Origin of the sequence: Ochrobactrum sp. 19YEA23 (genome assembly GCF_029909865.1) — a bacterium.
GTDB classification, from domain to species: domain Bacteria; phylum Pseudomonadota; class Alphaproteobacteria; order Rhizobiales; family Rhizobiaceae; genus Brucella; species Brucella gambitense.
On the sequence record NZ_JASAMQ010000006.1, the window covers coordinates 1 to 19204 of the forward strand.

The following is a 19204-nucleotide window of genomic DNA, read 5'->3' on the forward strand; positions in this document are numbered from 1 at the left end:
ATCGGCACGCTGATCGGCCCCATCGTCGGTGCCGCCTTCGTCGTCGCCCTCCAGAACTATCTCGCAACATCCGACTTCCCAGTCACAATCGTCACAGGCCTCATCTTCATGGCATGTGTCATCCTCTTCCGTAAAGGTATCGTCGGAGAGTTCTATGCCTGGTTTGAACGGAGGAAGTGAGAATGAGCGGCCCTTTATTCATCTATAGAACGTCCGTCTCATCAAATTGGATCGACTATAACGGGCATATGGGGGACTATGCCTATGGCATTGTCTTTTCGGATGCCGCGACTGCCTATATGGATCGAATTGGCATCGACGCTACTTATCGCGAGGCAAATAATGCCACGCTGTATACGCTCGATAGCCGTATTGGTTATCTGAAAGAGTGTCATGTCGGTGAAGCGTTGAGTGTGGACTTGACTGTTCTGGATGCAGATCGCAAGCGTATGCACTTATTCATGCGTATACTGAATGAGGGCGGGCAGGACGTTGCTCTCTGCGAACAGGTGTTGATGCATGTCAGCCGCACGAGTGGAGCGCCGCGTGCATCCGATATGCCGGAACTGTCGCAAGAAAGGCTATTTGCCGACCTTGAACTTTCTCGAGCTGCCATAAAGCCAGATTGGCTGACGCGCCAGTTAGGCTTAAAAACAAAGTGATAGTTGGTCCACATACGGCATAATTTCATGCCGTATGTGGATATGCGGGTATAATATCAACTAGTGCCGTCTACCGGTTTATGGTTGTTTGGGCGCACCATCCTGCGGCATCGGGTAGTCGTCAGAATTGAGGACCCAGCCGGGCTTCAGCGAAAAATCCATGCGTGGCGGACAGAAAATATCTACGAGATCATTGCGATCTTCACTGGTTGCCCGTGTTGTGTGAATAACCGGCGGTGGAATGACGAGAGCTGATGGAGATTTGACCTCTATAGACTGATCAGGTTTCCAGTCACTCATATCCGTCGTCCAAGCCCAACGCAGATGGTGAGTAAAACTCCCAGCCAATGCCAGTGAACATTGTTCAAAATCATCATGATGATGTGGCGACATCTTGGCAGGGTCGCGCGGGCCATTTTGGGCCGGGAGAGCATTGATCATGAAGGTGGTGCAGCGGAAAATTCGGCCAAAGCGTCCCGGCTCGTCGGGAACCGCCAGCGAATAAGAGCGCACCTTCCACCCGCCAACGGGCTGGGGCCACGACTGGAAGGGCGGTATATGTTTGCGAGACTTGTCGTAGGCGTGGGCATTTGGCGCCATTTCTACGAGGTCTTTGGATGCGACTGTGAAGAGTCGGACTACGTTTGCGCCATTTGGAAAGGTAATAAGGCTGTCACCCGGCGGAATAAATGTGACCGAGTTGCCTGCTACCTCAGTTGTCACGCCGCCCCATTCGACCGTGGCGATGTGGTTCTGGTCTGCGAGATAAAGAACATATTCGTCGGCTTGGGTTTTGCGTTCCAATACCGTTCCCGGTTCAAGCTCCGAATAGGCGAGAATGAAATTGCATCCTCGCAAGAACCAAGTGCGCTCGCCGGGAGCCGTGTGATCAGGAGCTGAGGCATAAAACTCTGCCAGCTGTTCTTCGGCGATGAGACCCGTGGGGTTCGGCTTGGATGCGGCAGCAAAGAGGTCTGCTCGTGGATCCTTGTCCTTAAACATTGGGTTTCCTTTCATTCCCTGGCTGTTGCCAGCATTTGCGCTGCTGATTTGCGCAACAGCGCCTGATCTGATCCGCACACGAAGACGGTGACGCCAAGCTTGTGCCAGCGCGGAACATCAGCGGCATTACCGACAAATAGTCCGACAGCAACGCCGGCTTTCTTGCCAGCGTCGATAACCTTTTCGATGGCTGTATCAAGTTCCGTCGACGGAAAACCCACCCCCATGGATTGAGAGAGATCGGCTGGGCCGACGAAGAGCACGTCGACATCCGGTTCTTGTGCGATTTCATCCAGTCGAGCGAGCGCTGCTTGATCTTCGATTTGCGCCATCACTACGTTTTGCGCATCACAATGGGTTCGATATTCGGCAATGCCATAACTGCCGTAGTTGCCTGCGCGCGGCGAAGGAGAAAGGCCGCGTTTGCCCCGGGAAAAGCGGACAGCATCACAGACAGCGGCGGCCTGCGCCGCATCCATGACATGAGGAACCATGACACCTTCAAGACCGAGATCGAGTAGGGGGGCAATCCAGTCGGTGGAGTTACCCCACCGACGAGAGAGAAGCGGTAGACCTGCTGCACGTCCGGCTAACGCCAGAATATCCATCTGCGCAATGCTGATCGGGGCATGTTCCTGATCGACGACTGCAAAATCGAGGCCCGCAAAGCCGAGAATCTCAACGATATGCGGTGCGGGCGTCTTGATGAAACTGCCGATCAGCAGTTCACCGTTCCGGATACGGGACCGTAAGCTTGGTTGTGTTTTATCTGAAGGCTGTTTCACCTGACACATCCTCAAATTGTTTGTGTTCCGGAGGCGTCGCCGACAGTGCTGTCTTCTTTTCCAGCAATTGGCTGGTCATCCTCGAAGCTGAGATCGCGACCGTTGGTTTCGGGAAGAAGTGCAACGGCCACAAGGACGAAGATGTAGGCCAGCATGGCGCACAGAGCCATTGCATCGCGCAGCGGCAGGAAACTGCCGGTCGCCATCATGCCGACAATTGCGGGGCCGAAAGCACCCGCAGCGCGGCCAAAATTATAGCAGAATGCCTGACCGTTACCGCGGATCGTGTTGGGGAAAAGCTCCGTGAAGTAGGGTCCAAGAGCGGCATAGATTCCGAGCAGCGAGAAGCCGAGCATGAAGTTAATGACGAGGGAGAGTGCACCCATCGGCGGGGTATAAAGAAAGATCGGAATGATAATCCAGTTCAGCACTGTGAACAGGAAGAAATTGCGACGTCGTCCAATCAGATCGCAAAGATAGGCAGCAACGATATAGCCGACGAACGAGCCGAAGGTCATGACAAAGACGTAGTAACCAACAGTGACCGATGAAATCTGGTAATGCGACTTGAGGAAGGTTGGTAGCCAGATCAGGATTGAAAAACCTCCGCCCTGAATGCCAAGCGCCAGCAATGAACACAGGATTGTTGTCTTCAGATAGCGCGGGTGGAAAATCACAAAAGGACTGATCTTCTCTCCACGGTCAGCAAGCGCCTTGCGGGTCTTGAGAAAAACTTCGGGTTCCTCGACGCCACGCAATCCCCAGAACACCCAGAATGCCGGGAGCGCGCCGATCCAGAACATCCAGCGCCAGGCATTTTCAGGTGGCATGGTAGCAAACAGGACTGACGACAACAATGCGGCAAAGCCATAGCCCACAGCGTAGGCGCTTTGCACATTGCCAACCGCTTTGCCGCGATAGGCAGGTCGGATCACTTCGCCCATCAGTACCGCGCCAGCTGCCCACTCACCGCCGAAGCCAATGCCTGACAGAATGCGGGCGACAAGCAATTGTTCGTAGGAATTGGCGAAGCCACTGGCAATCGTAAAAACAGTGAACCAGGCAATAGCGATCTTCATGACGGTGACGCGGCCGATACGGTCGCACATGATACCGGCGATCCATCCACCGATTGACGAGGAAATCAGAGCCGATGTTCCAAGCCAGCCGGCTTCACTGTTGGTAATTGCCCATAAGGCTACCAGTGTCGGGATCAAGAAGCTGAAGAGCTGTGTGTCGAGCGCATCCGTTGCCCAGCCGACATAGCAAGCGTGAAAGGTCTTTCGTTCGGGAGCGTTGAGCTCGCGATACCATTGAAACATGTTGTCCTCCCAAAGTCGGGTCTCATTGCACCCGGCTGTTCCCAAAGGCGATTATTGTCCCTGATCCTCTTTGTCAGGGTGGGCCGGAGCAATCGATTGCTCAGCCGTTCAGTCCGAGAACATCGGCGGCGTTTTGCGCCACCATGTCGTGAATGTCTCCATCGCGGTAGCCAAGCTCAAGGCAGGTCGTGACGCCGCGACGGAAGCCTTCCAGGGGGCTATAGGTTCCAACCTGCCCAAGGTCCGAGCAAAGAATGGTGCGAGACGTACCGACGGCATCGATATGCGCCCGGAAATCCTGCCTATCGCGTGTCTGAAATTTCGAGCCGTCGAGGAAGAAGGCCAGAGAATGTTCGACATAGGCACCCATGTCGGCAATCTCGCGGGCATCCTCAGGTGTTGCGCCAACGATGTCTTCAGGATGGGTAAAGACCAGGCGTTTGACGCCACGCTTCAACGCTTCTGCGAAAACGGTTCTGGTTTCCGACACATGAATATGGCCGCTTGCAAGCACCATGTCGTTGGCCGCAATAACATCAAGGACATCGAGAAGTTCGGGAAGCATTCTACCGTCGGCATCGAAAAGCGGAACGGCCGTTGCCGGGCGCATTTTCTGGGTGGAGGCAGGGTGCGCCCAGCCGGATGTCTTTTCCCAGCGGAGATGATTTTCAGCGGCCAGCGTGGGAAGCCACACGATTTTCCCGCCTAGCGCTGCGGTATGCTCGACCGCATAGGGGTTAAGCCCGCCAACAACATTGTTGAGCACAATGCTCGAATAAATCTTCGTCGTGAGTTCCGGGTGGTGCTTTCGGATCAGCTGCGCCGCTACGACGCCGGAATAATCGTGATCCTTGGTGACAGCTGCTATGAAACCAGCCTCTGACAACTGGCGCGCCAGTTCGAGATGATCCAGAGCTCTTGGGGCAATTGACGGACCGCTATGGACATGCGGATCAACGCCGCCGCGCAGAATATCATTGATTTGATGATGAAGCTCATCGGCAGAAGTTGTGTCAGCGGTCGTCATTCCATCCTCCTCAATCACAATGTTCCGTTCAGCGGAACTTTGTTCTGATTTTTATCAAGCAATCGACTATCGGTGTCAAGTGGTATGATTGGGCGCTCGTTTCCTTGGCGGCGGAGGGGGAGGGTAAGACATTGAATGCGCGGGAGCGCTAAGGTTGCTTGGGTCGTCTGTCCGGTTGTTTTCATAGTGAGAATCGCTCTGTATAAACGTGCAAAGAATATCGATTGAGGATCTGGCATGGTCGATGACGATGAAAAAGACGGTGGCAGCCTTCAGTCTGTCGTTCTAACAATGCAGGTATTGGAACAGGTCGTGCGCACCGCAAAGGGCGTCGGCGTGACCAGCCTTGCTAAAGCATTAGGCACCAGCAAAAGCCGTATTCATCGACATCTGCAGACGCTCGTGCGCCAGGGCTATGTGTTTCAACACGAGGATTCCGAGCGCTACGAGGTCGGTCACAGGCTGGTTTCATTGGTGCAGTCGGTGTCTGACAATGCGGGCATGGTGCACGCCGCTTATGATCCGCTGCTTGCACTGCGGGATGCGCTTGGACATTCCGCTGTCGCTTCCCAGCTCACGCCGGACGGGATGCTTGTCATTGCGACGGTTCCCGGGCGCTCGCCAATTGAAATTGGCGTGCGCGTAGGGTCGCTTTTATCGTTTCATAGCTCTGCGCAGGGCAAGGTTGCCGCGGCGTTTTCGTCAGCAGGATTTCAATCCCGTGTGCTCACGGGGCAGCTCGAAGCCTTCACCCCCTCCACGATCATTGAACCCGCTGTGCTGGAGAAGGAGTTTGCCGAAATCAGACGACATGGCTGGGCGGTCGCGCCGCATGAGACGGCTCTCGGATTGAACACGCTTGCAAGCCCGGTATTCGACGCATCGGGGATGGTGTGCGGGGCGACAGGCATTGTCGACATGGTTCAATCGGTCGGTGAAGTGCCAACGGACGAACAGATCGCGCGCACCGTCGAAGCCGCACGCAAAATCTCGGAACGTCTCGGCTATAAGGCGTAGATGTCAGGAATTTTCGCCTGAAAGAGTGATTTTTCAAAGGCTTCGGGAGTGTTGTCGACGCACGCCACCCGGCGGCATACGAAGTATAGAATTGGCCGCTCTACAACGGTTGATAGCGACTATTCTTAAATGAGTAATAGCTTGAATAATAATCTTGCCAATGCGGTTTATCACAATTAAGCTGGTAATTATTATCGAACATAGTTTTTCCTGGCCGAGTCGTCAGGTCTCTATGGTCGATACTGGGGCATTCCAAGATCAGTTTCTAGTTTTCAGACATCGGACTGCGACTCTGCACGCGTGACCGCGGCGTGCGGAGGTTGAGGGGCAGCAGCGGGACCGGGTGGGACCGTCATGAAAAACAGGAAGCGTGCGCGTGGGCATCAGTCGTCGGCGGGTTTGCCGGTGCAGTTTGCGGTTATGGCAGGTATCTACCTCGCGGTTGGTAGTTCCACAGTTTTTGCTGCTGACCCGCCGCCTGCACCGTCGAAGACATCGGTGCCTGGTCAAACGGTAACAAATCCACTGACTGGGGAGGAGACCACCGTCACTGCATTGGTCGTTGACCCCGCGGGGACGGCGACAGCTGGAACGACTGCATTTGTTCAGACCCAGGATGGCTATACGTTCCTGGTAAAATCCGCTGGCGAAGTTTTCTATAACGGCGACGCGCCGCCTGTCGCTTTTGCGGTCGCCTCTATTACCGGCGGTCAGGCTGTGGTCACCAGTGCCACTGCATCTGGGAGTGTAGAGATCCCACTTGGTCAGGAGACCACAGATTTTGAAGCCAATTTCAGTGGTTCTGACACTCAAGGAACGCTCACTCCGCCGGTCGATGTGAATGGACCCAATGGCGTAAAGCAAGTCAACTACGGCAAAAATGGCAGCAATGGTCGGGCCGGGGCGCTGTTCGTTCCGCCATCCTCAGGTGGGGATGGCGCGACCGGACCAACCAACGAGAAAACCTTAGCGACAAATGTCAACGCGACTTCCAATGTGGGTTGGGAAATCGGCAGCGTCGGCGGAAATGGCGGTAAAGGCGGTAATTCTTATGCCAGTTTCTGGAGCGGTCGCGATGGTGGTGATGGCGGCGCTGGCGGAACTGTTCTTGCGACGCAGGCTGCATCAAGCACGATTCAGACAAGCGGCGATAATCATTATGGCATATTTGCTTATAGCCGGAGCGGCGAAGCCGGAGACGGCGGCAGTGGTTATGCTGCACCTGGCGGCGGCACTGGCGGTCATTCCTCCAATGGCGGGCAGGTTACGGTCAACCAATACGGTGCGATATCCACCAACGGAACGAATGCCCACGGCATCTATGCTCTGAGCGTCAGCAATAATGGCGGTCAAGGTGGCGATCAGTGGGGGCTTGTCGGTACTGCGGGCGACGGTGGTTATGGCGGGAATGGCGGGCAGGTTGACGTCAAAACCTTCGCCGGTGCGACCATCCTGACAGAGAAAGACTTCTCAAACGGCATCTTTGCACAATCCATCGGTGGTACCGGGGGATCTGCAGGGGCGAGTAGCAACCTGTTGGTTTCGCTCATAGGCAGTGCCGACAATGGCGGTAGCGGCGGCGAGGTTAACGTCACGAATGGCGGCACCATTGAAACGCATGGTTTGGCTTCACGCGGGATCATGGCGCAGTCGATTGGCGGTGGCGGCGGTGCTGGTGGTACGGCGGCAGGTCTGGTTGCGTTGGCACTTGGGGGCGTGGGCTCCAACGGCGGATCCGGTGGTGAAGTCAGTGTGACGAATGCGGGAACCGGATCGATCTATACGAAAGGCGATCTCGCCGATGGCATTATGGCACAATCCATTGGCGGCTCCGGCGGTCAGGGGACAAACGCCTACGGTCTGGTGAGCATTGGCGGAAACGGTTCGAAGGGCGGTAGCGGGTCGGCCGTTTCTGTTAGCAATCTTGGTCGTATCGTTACCGAAGGTGACGGCGCTCGCGGGATTATCGCGCAGTCGATTGGCGGCGGTGGTGGTGATGGTGGTTCGACCGGAGGTATGGTCGCGGTTGGCGGCAGCGGCAGCGGCGGCGGGGACGGGGCAGCGGTTAGCGTGACCAATGACGGCGTCATCACGACCGGCGGCCAGGATGCAATGGGCATCCTAGCCCAATCGATTGGCGGCGGCGGCGGTAATGGCGGCTCGTCTGGTGCAGTAGGGGCCTTTGTTGGCGTTGCGGTCGGCGGCGCAGGCGGTACGGGTGGTGCTGGCGGTCAGGTCAATGTGACGCTTTCCGACACAGATGCCAGCCAGCCTTCCCGGATTGTAACGACCGGAGACCGGTCAACCGGCGTATTCGCGCAGTCCATTGGCGGCGGTGGCGGTAATGGCGGCGGCGCTGTCAGCGTGGCAGTCGGTGCTTTCGGTGCTGCTTCTGTTTCCGTGGGCGGATCGGGTGGTGTCGGTGGCGACGGCGGAACTGCTATATTGGCCGGTAGTGGTGATGCCGCTATCCAGACCGGTGGTGCGGATGCGGCAGGCATCATACTGCAATCCGTCGGCGGCGGCGGCGGTAATGGCGGTTACGCGGTTTCAGTCGCAGCGGCTGGGGGCCCGGTTTCGGGTTCTTTGGCTGTCGGCGTTGGCGGATCAGGCGCCGCAGGTGGTAAGGGCGGTGAAGTCCTTGTCGGCACCGTCGATGGAAGCGGCAATCTGGTCGCGCCGGGCTTCTCCGGTAGTGTTGTGACCACGGGCGAGCGCTCCGCCGGTATGATTTTTCAATCGGTTGGTGGTGGCGGCGGTAACGGTGGTCTCGCGGTGGCTGCAACGGGCGGCGGGTCTCTCCTCTTTTCCGGTAATCTGTCCGTAGGCATTGGTGGCTCAGCAGGCGCTGGCGGCAGTGGCGGATTGGTGCGTGTTTACACGGATTCCGATATTACGACACGCGGCAACAGCTCGTCTGCTCTGATTGCTCAATCGATTGGCGGCGGCGGCGGTAACGGCGGCGGTAGCATTGCAGCCGGTGTTGCGGGCAGCGCAGGCGTTGCGGCAAATATTAGTGTCGGCGTAGGTGGAAGTGGTGCGGGCGGCGGTACCGGTGGCGCGGTCGACCTTATCGCCGGTGGCGACCTGATCCGCACGACCGGTCAGTTTTCGACTGCGGTTGTTGCCCAGTCAATCGGCGGTGGTGGCGGTAACGGTGGTTATTCAATCGCAGCGGGGCTTGCGGGTGGTGGCGCCGGTGCCGGGACAGTCAGCGTTGGCGTTGGCGGTTCGGCTGATGGCGGTGGCAACGGCGGCGCGGTGAATGCTCAGGTGGATGCCGTTGTTACGACGGAGGCAGACGACTCCGGCGCAATTTTGATCCAGTCGATTGGCGGCGGCGGCGGCAATGGCGGGTTCTCTGTTGCAGCTGGTGGTGCTGGCGCGGGTGCCGGTGCAGGCGCGGTGTCCGTTGGACTTGGTGGTTCAGCTGGTGCTGGCGGTAAGGGCGGCGCGGTGACCGCCCATATCAATAACGATGTTGGAACTGAAGGCGAACGCGCCGCGGGCGTCGTGATGCAATCGATCGGCGGCGGTGGTGGTAATGGAGGTTTCTCCGTATCGGGAACCTTGTCTGGAGCGGGTGCTGGAAGCGGTTCGGTTTCGGTCGGACTTGGCGGTTCGGGCGGTAGCGGCGGCGACGGTTCCACGGTCACGGCAACGGTCGACGGAAACGTAACGACGGAAGGTAAAGACTCCACCGCCATTCTGGCGCAATCTGTCGGCGGCGGTGGCGGCAATGGCGGGTTTAATGTTTCCGGTGCTGTGAGCGGATCGGGTGTCGGCAGCGGTGCGGTCAGCGTCGGATTGGGCGGTAGTGGTGGCACGGGCGCTAAGGGCGATACAGTCACGCTTACCAGCAACGGCTATGTCTGGACGCAAGGGGATCGTTCGTCAGGCGTTGTCGCGCAGTCCATCGGCGGCGGCGGCGGTAACGGTGGTTTCGATGTCTCCGGATCGATTGCCGGTGCCGGAACTGGAACCGGAACGGTCAGCGTGGGCCTCGGTGGCCATGGTGCGGGTGGCGGCAACGGTGGCGCGGTCAACGCGACATCGAACGGAGAGATTCTGACGGAGGGCTTTGCGTCATCTGGCTTCGTTGCACAGTCAATTGGCGGCGGCGGTGGCAATGGTGGCTTCAATGTCAGTGCCGGGCTGTCCGTTGCAGGTGTTGGTGCAGGTTCGGTCGGCGTCGGACTTGGTGGTAGTGGTTCTGGCGGCGGTAATGGTTCAACGGTAACCGCCCACACGACGGCGAATATTGAAACGCGCGGCAATGCTTCAACAGGTGTCCTGGCGCAGTCGGTTGGCGGCGGTGGCGGTAATGGCGGTTTCAATATCACGCCAACGGTATCCGGTGCAGGTACGGGAGCAGGTGCGATCTCGGTCGGTCTAGGCGGTAGCGGCGCTGGCGGCGGTAACGGTGGCACGGTCAACCTGACGGTTGAAAATGATGTGCTGACTCATGGTGCCCAATCGTCGGCTGTTGTCGCACAATCGATTGGCGGCGGCGGTGGTAATGGCGGCTTCAATGTCTCGGCAGCCGGTACCGGTGCGGGAACCGGATCGGGTGCAGTCGGTGTCGGTCTCGGCGGTAGCGCGGGAGCAGGCGGCACAGGTGGTACAGTTGGCAGCAAGGTCACAGGCAATCTCACCACAATCGGCGACAACTCGACGGCCCTGCTCGTTCAGTCACTTGGTGGCGGCGGCGGTAATGGCGGCATGAATGTTTCGGCGACGGTTGCAGTCGCAGGAACCGGGGCCGGCGGTGCGTCTGTCGGCATCGGCGGTTCAGGTGGCGCTGGCGGCGCTTCGGGCAATGCCACATCGGTTCTCACCGGCGATGTTATTACGGAAGGTAACGGCTCTGGCGGCGTGGTCGTCCAGTCACTTGGCGGCGGCGGCGGCAACGGCGGTCTCAATGTATCGGGAACAGTGACAGCAGCCGGTACAGGCGCTGGCGGTGTTGCCGTTGGACTGGGTGGCAGTGGTGGCGATGGCGGCAACGCCGCCGCAGCAGACAGCACGATCAACGGCAATGTCCAAACGTCGGGCGATGATGCGAGCGGTGTGGTCGTCCAGTCCGCCGGTGGCGGTGGTGGCAATGGCGCAATCAATATCGCCGGTGTCGTCAGCCTTTCAGGCAATGGATCGGGTGCGGCCAGCATCGGCATTGGCGGCTCGGGCGGTGGTGGCGGCGATGCTGGGACCGCTGCTGGAAAAATGACCGGAAATGTCGTCACCCAGGGGGATCGTTCCGCTGGTGTAGTGGTGCAATCGCTTGGCGGCGGCGGCGGTAATGGCGGGATCAATGTTTCCGGTGCCGTTAGTCTGGCTGCGCAGAACAGCGGTGCTGTCGGCATTGGCATCGGAGGCTTTGGCGGTGACGGTGGTCACGCAGATACCGCGACCAATGATTTTACCGGTGATGTGGTCACGCTTGGCGTGGATTCGACCGGCGTGCTGGTTCAGTCTGTTGGTGGTGGCGGTGGCAATGGCGGTATCAACATTAGCGGTGCGGTCAGTATTGCGGGCAACGGTTCAGGTGTTGCAGCTGTCGGTATTGGCGGTTTCGGCGGTTCTGGCGGCTATGCTGGCGATGTCACCGGCAGCTATTCAGGCAATGTCTTCACGTTCGGCGACCGTTCGTCGGGTATCGTCGCACAAAGCCTTGGCGGCGGCGGCGGTAATGGTGGCATCAATATCTCCGGCGGTCTTTCGGTCGCGCCGCAATTTTCCGGATCTCTTGGATTGGGTATCGGCGGCTTTGGCGGCGATGGCGGTGTTGCAGGGTCCGTTGATCAGACGGTTATCGGCTACGTTCAAACACTGGGCGACGACTCTATCGGTATTCTCAGCCAAAGCCTCGGCGGCGGCGGTGGCAATGGCGGTCTCAATGTCAGTGGAGCCGTATCTTTGTCGCGTCAGACAAGTGCGGCTGTCGGGCTTGGTCTGGGTGGATTTGGTGGTGCGGGTGCTGATGCAGGGGCTCTGACGGCGTCGGATGTGACCGGCGGCGTCCTCACCATCGGCGACAGAAGCTCGGCCATTGTGACGCAAAGCCTTGGCGGCGGCGGCGGCAATGGGGGGATGAATGTCTCCGGCACGGTCAACCTCACGCAACAAAGTGGCGGCGCAGCATCACTCGGCTTGGGCGGTTTCGGCGGCGGTGGCGGCAATGCGGGCGACGTAACAAGTAAAGTCCGTGTAACGGCTGACCATGACAACATCACCACCATTGGTGATCAGAGCATAGGCGTGATGGCACAGTCGGTTGGCGGTGGTGGCGGTACGGGCGGCCTGAATGTTTCAGGCGCAGTCAGCGTCACGGGTCAATCGGGCGCGGCGGTATCGCTTGGTCTGGGCGGGTTTGGCGGCGCGGGTGGCAATGCCGGGTCTGTTGATCTCGATGTGATCGGAACAGTCAATACATTCGGCGACCGTTCTACCGGTCTGATGGCTCAAAGCCTTGGCGGCGGTGGCGGTGTCGGCGGTACCAATATTTCAGGTTCTTTGGCTTTGACTAAGCCATCCGGATCAAGCACGATCTTTTCCGTTTCCGCTGGTGTCGGCGGCTTTGGCGGCGGTGGCGGCGATGCAGGAGCTGTCAGCCTTTCCTATACAGGCGCGCTGACCGCGCTGCCACGCACCATCAACAGCGATGGCAGCGTCACGCTCAATGAAACGCAAGGCGCGGATGGTCTGGTTGCGCAATCCATCGGCGGCGGCGGCGGTGATGGCGGCCTGAATGTCAGCGGTGGCGTCGCAATCAGCAGCAAGCCCGGTGAAGGCCAATCCGATAACAGCAAGTCCTACGGCGTGCTGATCGGCGTTGGTGGCTTTGGCGGTGTCGGTGGCGATGCGGGTACGGTCGATGTTAATGTCGGGGATGGTAGCACCATCCTTGCCCATGGTACGGGACGTTCGGGCATCCTCGCACAGTCCATTGGCGGCGGTGGCGGCAATGGTGGCATGAATGTTTCTGGCGGGATCGTTTCGGATACATCGCTGATCGTCGGTGTTGGCGGTATGGGCGGCAATGCGGGCCGCGCGGACAATGTCACCGTTACTGCGCGCGCCGACATTCAGGTCACGACGGATCCCAGCGATTTCGGAAAACCGACCGACCAGAGCTTTGAAACAAAACTGCGCGATGTGTTGGGTAACTCGGTGGTCGACACCACAACAGGATTGGTCGATTCATTCGGTCTCAAGTCGCTCTTCGTCGACCTCGGATTGTTTAATAGCGATGACAAACTACCTGACACAGAAGGTTCGGCTGGTATTCTGGCGCAATCCATCGGCGGTGGCGGTGGCAATGGTGGGCTGAACGTCTCAGGCGGTATAGCCCTCAGCAAAGACGGCAAGATCCCATCAGTTACATTTGGTGTTGGCGGCTCGGGCGGTGCAGGCAACGTATCGGGCGATGTCAGCGTTGACCACGAAGGCACCATTGCGGTCGAGGGTAACTGGAAGCACGGCATTCTGGCGCAATCTATCGGTGGCGGCGGCGGTAATGGCGCGCTCAATGTCAGCGGACAGTTGAACTGGGGCAGTTCCAACAGTTCCGGCGGTGCAACCGATCTCAGTATCGTTGCAGGGCTTGGTGGCTATGGCGGTGTGGGTGCCGATGCTGGCAACGTCGATGTTGTTTCAAACGGTGACATCTCAACGAACGGCTATCACTCCCGCGGTATCCTTGCGCAGTCGGTCGGCGGTGGCGGCGGTACTGGTGGTATCAATGTAACAGCAGTCGCGACCAAGGACAGCACGCCGGTCGGTATCGGCATTGGTGGTACAGGCACCAGCGGCGGCAATGCAGGCAATGTCACTGTCACACGAGGAACTTCGCTTCAGTCGGCGGGACTGATCCTGACCGACGGCGTTGGTGCGCATGGTATCGAAGCAAGCAGTATTGGCGGTGGCGGTGGTGATGCCGGGATCAACGCAGTTCTCGGTATAAGCAAAACCACTGGCTCCGGTAGCGATAGCGGTTCTGCTGGCGACCGCAAGGAAACCGTCAATAACGGTGTGGATTCGTCAGCGGTTACCGGCATTACGGACACGCTTGATAAGGCCGAAACCTCGACCGGTGGGGGCGGCAGCGGGAGCAATAAAACTGTCAATTCCGCAATCATCGCGGTCGGTGGTTCTGCGGGCAATGCGGGCAATGGCGGTCAGGTGGATATCAGCCATTTTGGCGATATTGTTACCCTTCAGGACGGAAGCTACGGCGTCTTCGCACAATCGCTTGGCGGCGGCGGCGGTAACGCTGCATTTAATGCCGGGCTGGTCTTTGAAACGGGAGATGCTTCCAAGAACAAGGGTTTCGGCATGGCTATCGGCGGCGGTACGGGCGCTGGCGGCACAGGAGGTAATGTCACGGTTGATAATACCGGCATCGTTGATACGTTTGGTGATGACGCGCACGGCATTTTCGCGCAATCGGTTGGCGGCGGCGGCGGTAATGCCGGCTATAACGTGCTCTCCACAGGTGGCGAAGATGGCAATATCGGCATCACCATTGGCCGTGTTGGCGGTACTGGCGGTTCCGCTGGCGACGTCACGGTGAGAAGCGACAGTCTGATACGTACACAAGGCGACCGATCGCATGCTCTGTTTGCGCAGTCGATCGGCAACGGTGGCGGCAATTCCTCGGCAACATCAGTCTCCTTGACGACACCGAAAGATGGCGACAAGACCGGCAGCAGTTTCTCGGTCAGCGTTGGTCTGGAAGGCGGTCAAGGCGGCACTTCAGGCAATGTGTCGGTCGAAGCCGATGGCTTGTTGTATACGCTTGGCGACGACTCGCATGGCATCTTCGCGCAATCTGTTGGCGGCGGCGGCGGCAATGGCGGCGGTGCAACCGGCTCGGCCGGGAAGGCGACGTCCTATTCGTTGAATATTGGCGGCACGGGCGGAAGTGGTGGCACGTCAGGCGATGTCGATGTGGCGAGCACTGCGCGCATTGCAACTGAGGGCAGCGGCTCGATTGGTATTCTGGCCCAGTCCGTTGGTGGTGCCGGTGGTACAGGTGGCTATGCAAAAGCGGGTACATCTCCGCTTGGTATTATCAAGAACCTGGTTAAAGGCACCGAAATCGGCACAACGACTTCGATTAATATCGGCGGGTCTGGCGGCGATGGCATGTCTTCCGGAGATGTCACCGTCGCAAATGGCGGCGTTCTCACCACCCTTGGAGATGGCGCTCATGGCATCATGGCGCAATCTGTTGGCGGCGGCGGCGGCAAAGGCGGCTTGGTCGAGAATACGATTGTCAATCTTCGCTCGACCATTGCCAGCACGTCGACGCTTGCAATTGGCGGCACAGGGGGCACGGGTGCTGTTTCCGGCAATGTCAGCGTGACGAACACTAGCGATATCGGTACGCAGGGCAAGCAGGCGGCAGGCATTTTTGCCCAGGCTGTTGGCGGCGGCGGGGGTGACGCTCAGCATGTTCGCAACATCATTGCTGGTAGTGATGCCGATAACAGCACACGCAATGCGCTGTTGATCGGTGGGGCTGGTGGTACTGGCGGTGCCGGTGGCACTGTGGACGTTTTCAACGCCTTTGACGCTAGAATTATAACCGATGGCGACGAAGGCCACGGTATCTTCGCCCAATCAATTGGCGGCGGCGGCGGTAATGGCGGTGAGGTTCTTTCCGTTACGGTCACCAAACCTGCCAGCACGGCCAATACGGAGCAGGGCTTGCAGCTCGGTATCGGCGGGGCTGGTGGCACGGGCGGTACCGGCGGTGCGGTCAATGTCGTCAATGACGGCCTCATTGTTACCCGTGGCGACAAGGCGCATGGTATCCTGGCTCAGTCCATTGGCGGCGGCGGCGGCAATGGTGGTTACTCGATAACCGGTAGTCTGGCCCTGCAGAAGGGAACGGAAGCCAATCCGACCATGGCGCTGAATATCGGCGGTTCCGGTGGCAGCGGTAATGCGGCTGGCGATGTCACAGTTACCAACACTGGCGAAATCAGCGTATCGGGTGCACAGTCTTATGGCGTGCTGGCCCAATCCATTGGCGGTGGCGGCGGCAATGGCGGCATGGCGGTTGCATTGTCGTTGAATGATCTGGTCAATCAGGCGAGAGGCCAATCCTACTCCAAGATCGCTATTGGCGGCGCAGGCGGCGATGGCGCAGACGGTGGGAATGTCACGGTCAACCACAGTGGCACGATCCGTGTCAGCGGCGAGAACAGCTATGGCATTTTCGCGCAGTCGGTCGGTGGTGGCGGCGGCAATGCTGCGCTTTCAATCTCCACTCCGGCCGTCGTGGCGGCAGATTACGTCATCTCGACAGTGCTTGGCGCACGCCTTGGAACACAAGGCACCGCAGGCATAGTCACGGTCAACAGTACGGGCGACATCATTGTCACCGGTGCAGGCAGTCAGGCCATATTCAGCCAGTCGGTGAATGGCGGCGGCGGCAATGTGGATACATTCCTCGATTTCGCGGCAGCTTCGGAAGAAGGCGCGGGCGGCGCATCAGTTGCGTCCTTGAGCAGCTCGTTGTCGCTGGGCGGCAATGACGTGGATGGAAATGCAGGAGCATCGGTGAACCAGACGCACAACGGTGATATCGTCACTACGTCAGATCGTTCGGCGGGCATGTTGCTCCAGAGCATCGGCGGCGGCGGCGGTATGTCGACGACGACACTCGGCGCGCTCAGCAATGGTGATATCGCCCTGAGCGCGATGCTGGGCGCAATCAACACAGATGATGCTTCAGGCGGTGATCTGACTGCCAATCGTGTTGGAGATGTCACGACACTCGGCAATCTTTCCAGCGGCGGTCTCGCGCAATCTATCGGCGGCGGCGGTGGGCGCATGATCATTGCAGGTGCATCGGGTAGCGGAAGCTCCGGTCAGCGCAACGCAGTGGTTACGCTCGGCGCAGATCCTTCCTTCCGCAACAATGGCGGCGATATCACCCTAAACCTGAGCGGCACAGTCAGCACGCTAGGCGATAATGCCAGCGGTCAGATCGTTCAGTCCATCGGTGCAGGTGGCGGTGAAGTCTATCTGACCAGCCTCGATCAGGCCACGATTACTCTTGGCGCAAGCGATGGCTCAACCGGCGATGGTGGAGCCATCACCCTCCAGAATAGCGGCGATATCACGACAACAGGTGACCGCTCCCACGGCTTTGTTCTGCAAAGTATTGGCGGCGGCGGTGGTCTGGTTGGAACGGATCTGGCGCCATCGGCTGTCAATCTGCTGCTGTCGGATAGTAATGGCGGTAGTGGCGGTGCAATCGATTTCACCAATAACGGCAACGTCATGGTGATGGGTAAGGACTCGATCGGCGTATTGGCACAAAGCCTCGGTGGCGGTGGCGGCAGTGTCGACGGTTTGTTCCATGGTAGCGCTGGCGGCGCAGGCAGTGGCGGAAGCCTTGCGCTTGATCTGACAGGAAATATTCTGTCGCTTGGTGAACGCGGCATTGCCGTATTGGCGCAATCTGAAGGCAACGACGGCGCAGGCGATATCGATATTGCACTGAACGGCGTTATAGTCGGTGGCAGCGACGGACGTTCTGCCGACAGCATCGCCTCCAAAACAGCCGCCATCATGATAGATGGCGGGATGGCCAATACGCTGTCTCTTTATTCCGACAGTTTCCTGATGGCGCTCAATAATCGTATCATCAGTGGAGGAAGCGGTTCCGAACAAGTGACGCTGAATGGCCGCGCGGTTGGTAACATCGATCTCGGTGGCGGCACCAACAGCGTAACGGTTCAGCAAGGTGCAACCTTCTACGCCCAGGATGAAGTTAATCTTGGCGCGTCGGGTCAATTGACTATCGACGGCAATCTGTCTCTGGGCGGCGTCGCTTATTATGTGCCAAATACAGCCCTGAGCGCCCGTATGGCTGCTTCGGATCTGCAGGTGACCGAAAATGTCAGCCAGACGACCGCAGTCAACGGTTCTTTGACATTCGGCAGCACGGCGGCCTACACGGCAGATGTCTATTTCCGTCAGGATACAGCCGCTGGCGGCGCGAGTGATCTGATCAATGTCACCGGCAATGCCACCATTGCCGGCACAGTGAATCCGGTGCTCCATCAGTTGGACCGTTTACGTCCGCTGGTGCTCATCAATGCAGGCGGAACAACCGCCAATGCCGGTACGACGGTGCTTGGTACTGCCGTGATGAGCTATGAAATCGGGTTGAATGGACCGACTGGTGACGGTAGCACTATCGACCTGATCCCACATGCCGATTTCCATATGCCCGGCATGAACCGCAATCAGACCAATACCGCAGAACATATCGCACGGGTGCTGTCGGGACAGGGTTCAACCAGTATGGGACCGATGTTCGCACTGATTGCCAACATGCAGACCAGTGCCGAAGTCCTCAATGCGGTCGACAATCTTGGCTCGGAGGACTATGCCACGACGCAGGTTGACGCCTTGCAGTCCGGTTATCGCTTTGCGCGAACGATGGCTGATTGCGGCTACGACAATTTCGCAGCCCGTATGGGAGATGATCATAGTTGTTACTGGTTCACAGGCAGTGCCAGCACGTTGGATCGCAACTCCTCGTTTCAGTATAGAAGCTTCGATACGCAGACCGCCGGCCTATATGCCGGTGTTCGTATGCCTCTCAAGGAGGATCTCTATCTGGGCTTCGGAACGGGCTTTGAAGATTTCAGTCTGACGAGCGGCGACCGCTTTTCGGCAGACGGCCAGCGGGCAATGCTGGGTGTATCTCTGTCGAAGTATAAGGGTCCGTGGGAGCTTTACGGAATTCTCAATGGCGCGACAGCGCAATATGACAGCACACGTCTGATCGATATTTATGGCGCTTTGCCCGGTGGGGATCTCGTGATCGGGGGAACGGCGACCGCGAAACAACGGATTAGCCAGGCCAATTTCAGGCTAGGATCCGCCTATCACTATCGACCCGATGGTGGTGCCGTCTATCTGCGACCTGCGCTCGATTTCGATGCCAGCTATATCTATTCGGGCAGCGCTTCGGAAAACAACACCAATTACGGGTTGGAGCTGGACAGCACGGGTCAATGGGTGTTGGCGGCAACGCCATCGCTTGAAGTGGGCGTCGAGACACAGATCACCAGCACATTGTGGATGCAGGCTTATCTGCGTGGCGAGGTCAGCTTTGCCAATAAGAATGACGTCTTCATCAACGCAACCTTCGCTGGTGCGAGCAGTGCGGACGGTACATTCCGCAATTATAGCCAGACTGGCGACCTGACCGGGCGTGTGGACACTGGTCTGACATTCTACGATGCCAAGAACACCACACGTTTGACCTTTGGTTATCAAGGCCAATGGAGCGACGACACGGTTGGTCACACGGCCACTGTGAATCTGGGCCTGCGTTTCTAGAATATTCGTTAGAGAAGA

At 58.4% G+C, this 19204-nt stretch carries 7 protein-coding genes and 1 pseudogene; 4 read left to right on the forward strand and 4 right to left on the reverse strand.

Features of this window, described 5'->3' with window-relative positions:
• Positions 1-180: pseudogene (locus tag QBD01_RS15670) on the forward strand (branched-chain amino acid ABC transporter permease); the annotation flags it as partial.
• A 2-nt stretch (positions 181-182) separates the two neighbouring features.
• A complete protein-coding gene (locus QBD01_RS15675; protein WP_182522050.1) occupies positions 183-662 on the forward strand; it encodes a thioesterase family protein in 480 nt (159 codons plus the stop codon).
• A 78-nt stretch (positions 663-740) separates the two neighbouring features.
• Here the strand turns inward: QBD01_RS15675 and QBD01_RS15680 are convergent, their stop codons facing one another.
• From QBD01_RS15680 to QBD01_RS15695, 4 genes are all read right to left on the reverse strand, one after another.
• Positions 741-1664 (reverse strand): hypothetical protein, encoded by a 924-nt coding sequence (locus QBD01_RS15680; RefSeq protein ID WP_182522063.1) that lies wholly within the window; start codon positions 1662-1664, stop codon positions 741-743.
• Positions 1665-1675: 11 nt separating this feature from the next.
• Positions 1676-2449 (reverse strand): aldolase/citrate lyase family protein, encoded by a 774-nt coding sequence (locus QBD01_RS15685; protein WP_210277333.1) that lies wholly within the window; start codon positions 2447-2449, stop codon positions 1676-1678.
• Between the two features lie 11 nt (positions 2450-2460).
• Positions 2461-3771: an MFS transporter gene (locus QBD01_RS15690; RefSeq protein ID WP_182522048.1), complete on the reverse strand. Its 1311-nt coding sequence runs from the start codon at positions 3769-3771 to the stop codon at positions 2461-2463.
• A gap of 100 nt (positions 3772-3871) precedes the next feature.
• Positions 3872-4798 (reverse strand): DUF6282 family protein, encoded by a 927-nt coding sequence (locus tag QBD01_RS15695; RefSeq protein WP_182522047.1) that lies wholly within the window; start codon positions 4796-4798, stop codon positions 3872-3874.
• Positions 4799-5035: 237 nt separating this feature from the next.
• Here QBD01_RS15695 and QBD01_RS15700 point away from each other — a divergent pair, with 237 nt between their 5' ends.
• The gene (locus QBD01_RS15700) at positions 5036-5815 is read left to right on the forward strand and encodes an IclR family transcriptional regulator (protein WP_182522046.1); all 780 of its coding nucleotides are present in this window, start codon (positions 5036-5038) and stop codon (positions 5813-5815) included.
• Positions 5816-6169: 354 nt separating this feature from the next.
• Positions 6170-19186, forward strand: coding sequence for an autotransporter outer membrane beta-barrel domain-containing protein (locus tag QBD01_RS15705; RefSeq protein WP_182522065.1), 13017 nt, complete (start codon positions 6170-6172; stop codon positions 19184-19186).
• The last annotated feature ends 18 nt before the right edge of the window (positions 19187-19204 follow it).